Annotated in this window: 10 protein-coding genes; 8 read left to right on the top strand and 2 right to left on the bottom strand. The window is 45.1% G+C overall.

The features are described from left to right. Positions 1-24: 24 nt before the first annotated feature. Complete coding sequence (locus tag AB9P05_RS03675) at positions 25-909, bottom strand: inositol monophosphatase family protein (RefSeq protein WP_371907456.1); 885 nt, start codon at positions 907-909, stop codon at positions 25-27. Between the two features lie 41 nt (positions 910-950). On the opposite strand from AB9P05_RS03675, the gene AB9P05_RS03670 reads away from it, so the two are divergent. Together AB9P05_RS03670 and AB9P05_RS03665 are read left to right on the top strand one after the other, a co-directional pair. Further along, positions 951-1391, top strand: a complete 441-nt coding sequence (locus AB9P05_RS03670) for a DUF4440 domain-containing protein (RefSeq protein ID WP_371907455.1) — start codon at positions 951-953, stop codon at positions 1389-1391. After that, complete coding sequence (locus AB9P05_RS03665; protein ID WP_371907454.1) at positions 1391-2083, top strand: class I SAM-dependent methyltransferase; 693 nt, start codon at positions 1391-1393, stop codon at positions 2081-2083. Before AB9P05_RS03670 ends, AB9P05_RS03665 begins: the two co-directional genes overlap by 1 nt. Before the next feature lie 8 nt (positions 2084-2091). Here AB9P05_RS03665 and AB9P05_RS03660 read toward each other — a convergent pair whose 3' ends face one another. Next, positions 2092-2616, bottom strand: coding sequence for a DUF4924 family protein (locus tag AB9P05_RS03660; RefSeq protein ID WP_371907453.1), 525 nt, complete (start codon positions 2614-2616; stop codon positions 2092-2094). 250 nt (positions 2617-2866) lie between these two features. Between AB9P05_RS03660 and lepA the strand changes: the two genes are divergently transcribed. From lepA to AB9P05_RS03630, 6 genes are all read left to right on the top strand, one after another. Next, a complete protein-coding gene (gene lepA, locus AB9P05_RS03655; protein ID WP_371907452.1) occupies positions 2867-4654 on the top strand; it encodes a translation elongation factor 4 in 1788 nt (595 codons plus the stop codon). 23 nt (positions 4655-4677) lie between these two features. Further along, positions 4678-5562 (top strand): bifunctional 5,10-methylenetetrahydrofolate dehydrogenase/5,10-methenyltetrahydrofolate cyclohydrolase, encoded by an 885-nt coding sequence (locus AB9P05_RS03650; RefSeq protein ID WP_371907451.1) that lies wholly within the window; start codon positions 4678-4680, stop codon positions 5560-5562. After that, the gene (locus tag AB9P05_RS03645; RefSeq protein ID WP_371907450.1) at positions 5563-6186 is read left to right on the top strand and encodes a 7-carboxy-7-deazaguanine synthase QueE; all 624 of its coding nucleotides are present in this window, start codon (positions 5563-5565) and stop codon (positions 6184-6186) included. Between the two features lie 4 nt (positions 6187-6190). Next, positions 6191-8116, top strand: a complete 1926-nt coding sequence (locus AB9P05_RS03640) for an OmpA family protein (protein ID WP_371907449.1) — start codon at positions 6191-6193, stop codon at positions 8114-8116. A 401-nt stretch (positions 8117-8517) separates the two neighbouring features. Continuing rightward, entirely contained in the window at positions 8518-11712 is a 3195-nt protein-coding gene (locus AB9P05_RS03635; protein ID WP_371907448.1) for a SusC/RagA family TonB-linked outer membrane protein, read from the top strand. A gap of 18 nt (positions 11713-11730) precedes the next feature. Next, positions 11731-13335, top strand: coding sequence for a SusD/RagB family nutrient-binding outer membrane lipoprotein (locus AB9P05_RS03630; protein ID WP_371907447.1), 1605 nt, complete (start codon positions 11731-11733; stop codon positions 13333-13335). Positions 13336-13337: the final 2 nt, after the last annotated feature.

Genomic DNA, 13337 nt, shown 5'->3' with positions numbered 1-13337 from the left:
GCCTGCTAAAGAATGGTGGGTTATTTATTTAAGAAAGAACCTTCCATTACCGAGTTCATGCTCTCCCTTTTGTAGAAATTGATGGTATAGCCCCATCACCTCCTTCATCAGGGACTCATTTGCCGTGGCCAGGTAATCGTATTGACCTTCCGTTGAGATGACCGTATCGGCCAGGTTCAGGCCGTCAAGCGTTTTAGCCACGCCCCCTGCTTTATGTAGTATCGGGAAAGCCAGCAAATTATAGAAATCCGATAGCTCTCTCGCCTCCACCAGAATATCCGTGGCTCCCCGTGCTAATTCACATATCTCCATACCCGAATTATCGATCGCCCGAATGTCTCTTACCTTGAAAAAATGAGGCAGAAAACGAGTAAAAAGCGGACCAGCCCCAGAATATCCCGGCTTAATATAGGCCATGGCATTCTTCATCTCCTCGATCGGGCTGGTTTTTAATGGGGTATCCCGGTCTGTAAGTGCATGATGAAAATAAGATCGGTTTCCCGCCGTATAGTACCTGTCTCCGCTGCGTAGCCCTTCCACATACGCAAAGCTCAGGTCTCCGAATACCAGACTTCCTTCTTTTTCCGTAATTGCCAGGCAAAAGCACGGATCTCCAATACCACGGTCCCAGTTCGCAGAACCATCGACAGGGTCTATGAAGACGGTAAATTCAGAGTTTTTGACATCAGGAAAGGTAAACCCCTCCATATATACCCTCCCCGGTACACCTTCCAGTATAGATAGCAACTCCTCATAAGCAATCCTGTCTACAGCATGTGTAGCCTTAGTGTTCTCCGGGTTATCAGACCTGAGTCCCCTCAGCCCATATTGGCGAATATCTTTTACAAGAGCATTTTTAACGGCCCTGCATAGCTGGCGGGATAAAGAAAGGTAGTCAGTCTTGCGCATAAAGGATACATTGGTGTAGTTTTGCAATAAAGCCACTCACTATGAGCGAAAGTATAAAAAAGATCACTCTGTTCGCCTTTTTGTTCACCCTTTGCCATTTCGCCGGTGCTCAGACCGATGCCGAAACAGAAATACGGGCGATTCTCGATCGGCAGGCAGCCTGCTGGACAGCCGGTGACCTCGAGTGTTTCATGGATAGTTATTGGAAGTCAGACTCCCTCAAGTTTGTAGGACAGTCAGGTATAACCTATGGTTGGCAAAAGACGTTCGATAATTACGTAAAGAACTACCCGGATCGCGAGGCGATGGGCACCCTTACCTTTGATGTAGTGGATGCAGAGCAAACCGGCCCTGAATCATTTTTTGTACTTGGAAAATGGCACCTGGATCGTGAAGAGTCCGAAGATGTCGGCGGACATTTCACCTTGCTTTGGCATTACATCGATGGACAGTGGGTAATCGTAACGGACCATTCCAGCTAATGAAGGACCTGTATGGACAAGCCCTGCTGGATTACCAGGAAGGCAACGAAAAGGACTTATGGATTGAAACCAGCTATGGTACCACCGAAGAAATGCCCGTCAGCCATTTTTTTCGCGAATATGATGGCCTGCCCGATATCGAAAAAGTAGCCCTGCAGTTTTGCCAGGGACATATTTTGGATGTAGGAGCAGGGACAGGCATACATTCCATCATCCTGCAGAATGCCGGAAACGATGTGACCTCCCTCGAAAGCTCAGCATTAGCATGCAGTGTGATAAAGAAGCATGGTGTGCACAAAATCCTTAACCAGGACTTTTATCGTTTGAGCCGTAAAGAGACATATGACACCCTTCTCATACTTATGAATGGCCTCGGCATGGCAGGCACCCTGACTAATCTGCCGCAGTTCTTACAGCAGGCCTCCATTCTTTTAGCTCATGGAGGGCAGATCCTTATTGATAGTAGTGATATTAATTACCTCTATGAGGACGAAGGCGTACCAAGACCACAAGGTTATTATGGTGAGTTGTCTTATCGCTATCTGTACGATGGAATAAAGGGCGAGTGGTTTTCCTGGTTATACGCAGACACTGCCACGCTCGAACAACATGCTGCCCAGGCCGGCCTTGAATGCGATATCCTTTTTTTTGAGGAAAATGACCAATACCTGGCCAGGTTATACCGAAAATAATCCGGGTATTACGATTTATTTCGCTGACGGTAGCGGTAACTCAGATAAGACAGCAGGTTTTGGAAAGCAAATACAGCTGACGCCAGTTCCTCCTCCGGCTGCTGTCCCTGGTGCCTCATCTTATTGACTTCATAAACGCTTACTACACAAACCTCCACAGGATTCCGCACTTCTCCATTCATTTCATTCAACCGGCGGTTTATATGCAACTTTGCCTGGTCAAAGTTACGGCGGTATTCCTGATCAGAGCGCAGGAGCTCTTTATTAAGGTCAGCAAGCGAATCCATGTGCTCCTTCAGTAGTTGAATGAAGCCTTCTTTTTCCTTGCCCTCCTCTTTCATTTGAGAGGCTATGTTTTGGTACCAGGAGAGGATAGCATCCTTATCTCCGTCTTCCTTCGGCACATGCTCCTCTACATACTGCTTAATCTTTCCAGAGTCAAAACCTGCTTCTCTGATCACATCCTGAGCATGGAGCAAATACAGTACATATTCAGAAATATTTTCTTTTTTCTTGTGTTCTGCCGGTACCATCTCGTTTATTTTTTATCGTAAATATGCTACAAATAATATCCTTATCAAAAAGTATGGCTGGGAGCATCATGTTAATTTAATATTTCCTTTAACCACCTGACCAGTGTTTTAACTCCTCTTTTTTTACCTCCCTAATGGGAATGATTCCTGCTCAGGCTTGTTATTTAACCACCTATTCATTACAAAGAGCTCCTGCAGTTTATATTAGTGATGGATATTGTCTATTTTTGTGCCTCTTTTGCAACAGTACATGAAGAACATTCGCAATTTTTGCATCATTGCCCATATTGATCACGGCAAAAGTACCCTGGCTGACAGGTTGTTACAGGCAACTAAAACCGTTGCCGACCGTGAGATGCAGGAGCAATTACTAGATAGTATGGATCTCGAAAGAGAGCGTGGCATTACCATTAAGAGCCATGCAATCCAGATGAAATATACCTTTCAGGACGAAGAATACGTCCTAAACCTTATTGACACTCCCGGTCACGTTGATTTTAGTTACGAAGTCTCCAGGTCTATCGCTGCCTGTGAAGGGGCGCTGCTTATAGTAGATGCCTCTCAGGGTATAGAGGCTCAGACAATATCTAATCTCTACCTGGCTCTGGAGCATGATCTTGAGATCATACCCGTGCTTAATAAGATCGACCTTCCCGGAGCCACTCCCGATGAGGTGTCCGACCAGGTGGTTGATCTGCTTGGCTGTGACCACTCCGACATCATTCGCGCCAGTGCTAAAGAGGGGATAGGCATCACCGAAATTCTGGAGGCAATAATCACCCGCATTAATGCCCCCGAGGGAGATCCCTCCCAGCCTCTGCAGGCCATGATATTCGACTCCGTCTACAACCCCTTCCGTGGGGTGGAAGTAATTTTCCGCGTATTTAATGGTACGATTAATAAGGGAGATAAGGTAAAGTTTGTAAATACCGGCCGCACTTACGAGGCGGATGAGATCGGTATTTTAAAGCTTAAGCAGGATCCACAAAAATCTATCAGCGCAGGTAACGTAGGCTACCTTATCTCCGGTATCAAAGTAGCTAGTGAGGTTAAGGTAGGGGACACCATCACCCACGTGGAAAAGCCTTCCAAAGCCCTGAAGGGTTTTGAGAACGTAAAACCGATGGTTTTTGCCGGTATTTATCCTGTAGAGACCACCGAATACGAAGACTTGAGGGCTTCTATGGAAAAGCTTCAGCTTAACGATGCATCCCTCGTATGGGAGCCGGAGACCTCCGCGGCACTTGGTTTCGGATTCAGATGCGGATTCCTCGGTATGCTCCACATGGAGATCATCCAGGAGCGTCTCGAGCGTGAGTTCGACATGACGGTGATTACTACCGTCCCTTCCGTGCAGTTCAATGCCCATATGAAGGATGGTGAGATCATGAAAGTAAGCGCTCCTTCTGAGATGCCCGATCCCACCTTCACCGATCATATCGAAGAACCCTTTATCCGGGCACAGATCATTTCCAAGTCTGAATACATTGGTCCGATCATAGCCCTGTGTATGGACAAGCGCGGGATTATCAAAAACCAGGTATACCTCACCCAGGATAGGGTGGAGCTGAGCTTCGAGCTACCATTGGGAGAGATCGTATTTGACTTCTTCGATAAGCTTAAAACCATCTCTCGGGGTTACGCTTCTCTTGATTATGAACTCATCGGTTTCCGTACCTCAAATATGGTGAAGCTCGATATCATGCTTAACGGTGATCGTGTCGATGCGCTTTCTGCCATAGTACACCGGGATAAAGCCTATGAATGGGGTAAGAGACTCTGCGAAAAGTTGCGTGAACTGCTGCCCAGACAGATGTTCGAGATAGCTATTCAGGCCTCTATAGGCACAAAGGTCATCGCCAGAGAAACGGTTAAGGCCTTGAGAAAGAACGTACTGGCAAAGTGTTACGGAGGAGATATTACACGTAAGCGTAAGCTCCTTGAAAAGCAGAAGAAAGGAAAGAAAAGAATGCGCCAGGTAGGTAATGTGGAAATTCCACAGGAAGCCTTCATGGCCGTGCTTAAACTTGATAGTTAATACCAAACCCTACTATTTACAATATGGCTACCAGATTAGATGGTAAAACAACCAGCCGCACCATTCGCGACGAGATTAAAGCCGAAGTTCAAACCATTGTTCATCAGGGGGGGAAGATTCCGCACCTCGCTGCCGTGCTCGTCGGAGAAGATGGGGCCAGTGAAACCTATGTAAATGGTAAAGTAAGAGACTGCAATGAAGTAGGGTTCAAGTCCACCCTCCGCAGGTTTGATGCCACCATCTCAGAAGAAGACCTGTTAAAAGAAGTACAGGCACTGAATGACGACCCAGATATTGACGGTCTTATTGTCCAACTACCTCTGCCCGATCACATTTCCGTAGAAAAGGTAACCGAGCAGATCAGACCTGAAAAGGATGTGGATGGCTTTCACCCCGTAAATGTAGGGCGTATGGCAAAGAACCTGCCGGCCTACATATCTGCTACCCCCTTTGGTATTCTTGAACTACTGAAGAGGTACAATGTAGAGACTTCAGGTAAGCACTGCGTTGTTATTGGGCGAAGTGATATTGTCGGCTCACCGGTAAGTATACTGATGGCCCGCAAAGGCAACCCCGGTAATGCAACCGTTACCCTGTGCCATAGCCGTACCGCAGATCTGGCAGCAGAAGTTCGCCGTGCCGATATCATTATCGCCGCCCTGGGTAAGCCGGAGTTTGTGACAGCCGATATGGTCAAAGAGGGGGCTGTGGTTATCGATGTAGGTATCACCAGAATACCTGATGAAACTAAAAAGTCTGGATTCAGGTTGGTAGGAGATGTTAAATTTGAAGAAGTGGAGCAGAAAGCCTCTTTTATCACCCCGGTACCCGGAGGTGTAGGCCCCATGACCAGAGCTTCCCTTCTGTATAATACACTGCTGGCCGCACAGCGTAAAATTTATTCCTGAATGTCTGTTATTACAGCCGAAAAAATCAAAACCCTGCCAGTTATGGAAGCCTTCTATACCCTTCAGGGCGAAGGATCCCACACCGGTAAAGCAGCCTATTTTATTAGGCTCGGTGGGTGCGATGTCGGCTGTCATTGGTGCGATGTTAAAGATTCCTGGGACGCATCACGCTGGCCCTCCTTTCCTGTTAGTCAAATAGTAGCGCAGGCAGCCGAATTTCCGGGTCGGCTTGCCGTTGTCACAGGAGGGGAGCCCCTTATGCATGATTGTGACCAGCTCACTCGTTCATTAAAAGACCAAGGCTTCAGGACTCATATTGAAACTTCCGGAGCCCATCCTCTTAGCGGTCAGTGGGATTGGATTTGCCTTAGTCCCAAAAAATTCAAGGAACCTCTGCAAGAGGTTTGTCAGCAGGCCCATGAACTCAAGGTCGTCATCTATAATAAGAGCGACTTCAAATGGGCGGAAAAACACTGTGATCTGGTAAACCCGGATTGCCAGCTATTTTTACAGCCCGAGTGGGAAAAGTCCGCTGAAATGTTACCTTTAATAGTGGAGTACGTAAAGGAAAACCCCGAATGGAATGTCTCTTTACAGACCCACAAATTCATGAATATACCCTGATTCTATGAGGCTAACGTCCGTACTACTCCTTACTCTATGTGTGTTTTTCGGGCAGTTATCCTATGGACAGGAGCTTCATACAGATTCAAGAAAGGCTGAAAAGCTCTACAAAGAAGGACTTAAAGCCGCTCAGCTTAGAAACTTCGATCAGGCAATCTCCCTTCTCAACCAGGCCACTCAGAAAGATCCGGCGTTTGTCGAAGCTTATTTAAGCCTCGCCAGTATCTTCAACCTCTACCGGAATACTGAGCGTGAACTTTATTATAATGAGTTGGCCCTGTCAAACGATCCCGGCATGCCGCAGTTGAAGCCCCTTTACCTGGTAGTTGCTAAAATGCAAATGCAGGCAGGCAAGTATCAGCAAGGCCTTGAAAATGTAGATAAGTATCTTTCTTTCACACCAACAGGCCAGTCATTAAAGGACGCCTCTGCCCTCAAAGAAAATCTAACCTTCGCCATAGAGGCAGCTAAAAACCCCCTGCCCATAGAGCCAGTCCCCCTCCCTACCACCGTTAATGCCTATCCTCTTCAGTATTTTCCGGTCCTTACCGTAGATGAAAATACGCTGATATATACAGCAAGGCAGGGCTTTATGGATATGCATGATGAAGATCTTTATATCAGTAGAAAGGAAAATGGGCAATGGCAAAAATCAGGATTGCTGAGTACCAATATAAATACTGAGATGAACGAAGGTACCTGTACTATATCTGCTGATGGTCGTACCCTCATTTTTACCACCTGCATGGACCCGAAAGGATATGGTAGTTGTGACCTTTATATAACTAGGAAGCGGGGAAATGAATGGAGTGTTCCCGAGAACCTTGGGCCCGCCATCAACACATCCGGCTGGGAGTCACAGCCATCTTTGTCAGCTGACGGGCGCACATTATACTTTATTAGCGAACGCCCAGATGGATTCGGAGGCAGAGACATATATGTAGCTTGGCAAAACGATAAAGGTGAATGGCAGGGAGCTAAAAATTTAGGTGACGGTGTCAATACCAATAAAGATGAGGTGTCCCCTTTTATTCATGTGAATGGCAGAAGCCTTTATTTCAGCAGTAAAGGCTACCCAGGCATGGGAGGCTTTGATATTTATGTGAGCGATAAAACCTCAGACGGCTGGTCTGTCCCGGAAAACCTGGGCTACCCCCTTAATAATGTAGGAGACCAGACGTCATTGTTTATTTCTGCTTCCGGAGACAACGCTTATTATAGTGTGGATAAAGTTTTGCCTAACGGGCTTACGGCCAGTGGTATTTTCACCTTTCGTGTTCCATCTACCATCAAACCTGATATAAAGAGTAACTTCCTCACCGGCAGGATTCTCGATAAGGAAAGTGGCGAACCCGTAAAAGCTTCAATCGAGCTCTTTGACCTCCAAAAAGAAGAAAGGGCCTCTGTATTTCAGTCGGATTCTATAACCGGGGAGTATTATACCGTCCTTAATACGAATACGGAATATGCGTTGTATGTAAATAGCCCAGGCTACCTTTTCAAAACCAGCTACTTCAGCCCCGATTCTACACTAAATTCCGGAGGGGCTGTCAAAGACATCTACCTCGATCCAATCCGTGAAAACGCTGTAACTACCCTGAGCAATATCTTTTTTGAAGTGGATAGTGATAAACTCGTGACAAAGAGTATCGTGGAGTTGAATAAAGTCATTCAGTTTCTCGATAATAATCCTGAGATCAAAATAAGGATTGAAGGACATACGGATAATACAGGCAGTAGCGCCTATAATAAAGACCTATCCTCCAGGAGGGCAAAAAGTGTATACACCTATCTTTTAGAAAACGGTGTGACTGCCACAAGGCTCTCCTACGAAGGCTTTGGGTCTGGTTCCCCGGTCGCGCCAAATGACACAGAAGAAAATAGAAAGCTTAATCGGCGCATCGAATTCAGAATTATCCATGCGGGGTAAGGCTATTGGTGGCCTCCCCTGGTTCGGGGGATATGAATTGTAGATTTTAATCTTTACATTGCACGTTGCTTCTATTTCTAACCCACCTGATTGAAGTAAATTCTATCTAATTTTTAGATTTCTCCGCTAGTAAAAATGACACTTTTTTCATGTGATTTTTTACCAAAAAAGGCAAAATAATTTTTGTTTCGACTATGTGAAAAACGAATGATTTCTGCGTCATTTTCCTGCTGGCCGAATAAAATAATCGTCTTTAAATAAAACGGCTTAATTTGTTTTATAATGGCTTAGAGGTGCTTTTAAAAAAGAATTGAAATGATTTTATTTGACGATAATTTATTTTATGTTTGATCTTGGAAACAATAGAATTGGGTTAAATTCATCACTTAAACAAAAGCAGTATGAAGAGGATTCTACTTATTAGCTTCGTGCTGGTGTCTGCCCTCATAAGCGAGGCGTGGGCTCAGCGTACTGTTTCCGGAAAAGTGACCTCAGCAGAAACGGGTGAAGCCATCCCAGGTGTGACCGTTATTGTGAAAGGTAATCAATCCGTAGGAACAGTAACTGAAATTGACGGTAACTATAAGCTTGCCGTTCCCGAAGGGGCAACTACCCTTCAATTCATGTATATCGGTCTGCAGACTCAGGAAGTCCAGATCGGTAATCGCAGCGTTATTGATGTAGCGATGCGGGAAGACGTTACTCAGCTTTCTGAAGTTGTAGTAACAGCTATCGGTATTGAAAGAGAGCAGAAAGCTCTTGGTTATGCCGTAACTGAAGTAGGTAGCGAGAAAATTGCACAGAAAGCTGAGGCTGACGTGCTTCGTTCTATTTCAGGTAAAGTACCTGGTGTTAACATTACCGGTTCAGGTGGTGTGGTAGGTCAGTCTACTAACATTACTATTCGTGGTAATAGCTCACTGACTGGTAACAACCAGCCCCTATTCGTGGTGGATGGTGTACCTTTCAACAATGACGTTAACGCATCTACCACATTTGCTGGTGGTAACCAGTTCTCTAACCGTGCCATTGACCTTGATCCTAACAACATTGAGTCAGTAACTGTACTGAAAGGTGCTGCTGCTGCTGCCCTGTACGGTTCTCGTGCAGCCAACGGTGTTGTGGTTATTACTACTAAAGGTGCAAAAAGCGGTGTTAAGACTGGTCTTGAGATCACCTTGAGTTCTTCTTATAACGTTGAAGAGGTGGCAAAACTTCCTGATTATACTGAAAAGTATGGACAGGGTGGTGCTAATAGCTTCAACCGTGGTTTCGTAGGTAACTGGGGTGCACCGTTCAGTGATATTGATTCAGTAGCGCATCCTTACTCTGCTAATCCTGGTTTGGCAGTATTCCCCGAATTTGCGGGTGCTCAGGTTGCTTATGAGCCTCATAACAACGCAGAAGATTTCTTCCAGACTGGTTCACTTTTCGAAAACTCGATTACAGTTAGCTCTGGTGGAGAAAAAGCTGCTATTTCAGCTACAATCTCAAGAGCTGATAACGAAGGTATCATTCCTAACTCTGAGTTTGACAGAACAAGCTTTAACCTAGGTACCAATGCACAGCTTGGTAATGGTTTCTTTGCTAATGCTGTACTGAACTATGTGAAGTCCGAGCAGAAGACTCCTCTGGTTGCTCCTGGTATCGCGGGTGGTTCTTCTGTATTCAGAAGACTTATGCTTACTCCTGTAAGTATCGATCTTGCTTCTCTTCCTTATCAGGATCCTATCACAGGCGGAAACGTATACTACAGACAAGATCAGGATAACCCTTACTGGGTAGCCAACAATAACTTCTACACCTCTAATGTAGACCGTTACTTTGGTAAAGTTACTCTTGGATATGACGTGACCGATTGGTTGACAGTTTCATACCAGGCTGGTTTCAACGCTTATACAGATCAAAGAAAATCTGTTACGCGTAGAGGTTCATACGAGACCGGTTCTGAGCTAGGTTCAATGTATATCGACAACTACTCTTTCGAGGAAATGGACGGTATCCTGTTATTCGCTATTAACAAAGACCTTAACGAGGACTTCAGCTTTAGCGCAAACGTTGGACACAACGCTAACCAGCGTACATTTACTAACGATTTTGTAAATGGTAATGAGTTCATTGCATTTGGTATCGATTACCTGAATAATACTGTTATTCAGACTTCTGGTGAAGATTACAACCGTAGAAGATACCACGCTGTATTTGCTGACGTAACGTTAGGCTACAGAGATTGGGCCTTCCTTAACGTGGTAGCTAGAAATGACTGGTCATCTACACTTCCTCAGACGGAAAGAAGCTACTTCTACCCTGGTGTAAGTGGATCAGTTGTATTCACAGATGCATTTGACATCCAGAGCAATGTGCTTTCTTACGGTAAACTTCGCGCAGGTTACACTCGCGTAGGTAATGAGGCCGGACCTTACCAGGTTATTACAACTGTTCAGACTAACTACAATCCTGGTGTTGGTGGAACAGAAATGGGCTTCCCTTTCACTGTTGGAGCTACTACCTATAATAACCAATCGATCAGTAACACGGAAGGTAACCCTAACCTTAAGCCTGAGTTCACTACAGAATTCGAGGTTGGTGCTGACCTGAAATTCTTCCAGAACCGTATTGGTCTTGACGCGACGTACTTCCACAGATCGTCTACTGACCAGATCGTAAATACAAACCTGGCTCCTACCACTGGTTCACTTGGTGCAATCATCAACGTGGGTGAGGTAGAAAACAAAGGTTTCGAAGTTGGACTTGATGTAACGCCAGTATCTACAGCGAGTGGATTCACATGGAATGTCTATGCTGCATTCACTCATATCGATACAGAAGTTATCGACCTTGGAGAAGACACTAACCAAATCGTTGTTGGTGGTTATTCTAACCTGGGTATTGTACACAGAGAAGGCCTTCCTTATGGTCAGATTCTTGGTTCTGCCGCGCTTAGAGCGGAAGATGGTAACTTCCTCATCAACCAGAACACTGGCTTGTTGATTGAAGATCCTGACCTTCAGATCATAGGTGACCCTAACCCTGACTTCACACTCGGTATCACTAATACACTGAGCTATAAAGGAGTTACGCTGACAGCTCTGTTTGACTGGAGACAAGGTGGTGATCTTTATTCATTCACTGCTAACCAGACAATCTCCAGAGGTGTGCTTTCTTATAACGACGACAGAAGAGATGTTGCCCGTATTATTCCTGGATATCTTTCTAACTCAAGCGGTGAGCCTATCCTTGACGAAGATGGTAACCTACAGGAAAACAACATCCCTGTATCTGTAAATGAAATGTACTTCATTGATGGTCTGACTTGGTTCGATGACCTCTTAACTTATGATGCTACAGTTATTCGTTTAAGAGAAGTTACACTTGGTTATTCACTTCCTAAGTCTGTTCTTGAAAGCACTCCATTCGGAAGAGCTTCAATCACACTCTCTGGAAGAAACCTTTTCTTCTTCACACCTAATATTCCTGAAGAGATTGGTCTTGACCCTGAAGTTAGTGCTCTGGGTAGTGGTAACGGACAAGGACTTGAGTTCCTTAACGCACCAACTACGAGACGTTACGGTGTGAACATCAGTGTTAGTTTCTAATCTAAAACGATGGAAATAATGAGAAAATCATATATAAAAGTAAAAGCTGCGTTTCTCGCTGTTACGATGCTCTTTATGGCCTCGTGCGGAGAAGAATGGCTTAACATAAATGAAGACCCTATTCAGCCTTCTGAGGCTCAACTGGATCTGTTGCTCCCTGCAATTCAAGGTGCAATGGCCTGGGGTCTGAATGACCAGATTAATGAGGGTACTTCTATTTATATCCAGCATTTCTATGGCTTAGCTTTTAGCCGTTATGAGCAGAGTACAGCCTCTTACAGCGAAAGCTGGGAAGAGCTATTTGCTGGCTCTCTGCAGGATTTAGAAGTATTCATCCCTACTTCAGAGCAAGACTCACTTTACCTTTACTCAGGTGTTGGTAAACTGCACAAAGCTTATATCTATTCTTTAATTATAGATATGTGGGGTGCAGCTCCTTATTCTGAAGCCTTCCAGGGCCTTGCTAACCAGCAGCCTCAGTTTCAGAGCGGTGAAGCGGTTTATGACTCTGTTTTCGCCCTGATTGATGAGGGTCTTGCTGATTTTGCCAGAGATGAGAGCGGTATCGTTCCTTCTGCTGACATGATGTACGGTGGTGATGCTGAAGCTTATGTAGCACAGTACACGCAATTTGCTAATACGCTTTTGTTGAAGCTGTATAACCAAATCAGGCTTTATGACGAGACTCGTGCACGTACAGGCATTACAGCCCTTCTGGATGCGGACTCTTCTTTCATTGCATCAAACGATGATGACTTTCAGTTTAACTATGGTACTAACCAGGCGCCACTGAACCGTCACCCTCTTTATGTAAACTCGTATGCTTCAGGTAAGACGTATTACATGAACAACTATTTCATGAATGCACTGATCACTAATAATGATCCTCGTCTGCCTTACTACATCTATCGTCAGGACCTTTCTGATCCTGAAGGTGACAACCTTCCTTGTGAGACAGTAGACTGTCCTTATGGATACCAGGGCAACGGATACACAGGTAGAGATCACGGTGATCCTAGCGGCCTTCCGCCAGATGATGCCATCCGTGCTGTATTCGGTGTATACCCTGTAGGTGGTAAATATGATGCTGGTCAGGGTGATGAAGCTGAAGTAGGAGATGGTGGTCAAGGTGCCGGTATTCTTCCTTTACTTACTAACTTCATGCATCACTTTATCCTTGCTGAAGCTGCTCTTACTTTAGGTGTATCAGAGGATCCTCGTGTGCAGTTGGAGGAAGGAATCAGAGCATCAATGAGCAAAGTTGTTGACTATAGTGTTAGCGTTGATGAAGCTGCTGCCAATAACTATGATGCTGATGTTGTTAATGATGGTATAGAGGCTTATGTAGCGGACGTTTTAGATCGTTACGACAATGCTTCTGCGAGCGGTAAACTTGATGTTGTTATGACAGAAGCTCATAAAGCTTTGTTTGGTAATGGCTTTGAGGCTTATAATAACTACCGTCGTACAGGTTATCCCTCAGCTCTTCCTCCTTCAATCTCTCCTTTCTTAGCTGATGATGAGTTTGTTTTGAGGTTACCGATGTCAGTTGCAGAAATTCAGGGTAATAGCAATGCACCAACTGAATTAGTAACTACTCCTGTATTCTGGGACATTAACTAAAG

Source organism: Roseivirga sp. BDSF3-8 (assembly GCF_041449215.1).
GTDB lineage: Bacteria > Bacteroidota > Bacteroidia > Cytophagales > Cyclobacteriaceae > JBGNFV01.
Note: the sequence above shows the minus strand (reverse complement) of the source record. Positions and strands in the feature narration are given on the sequence as shown.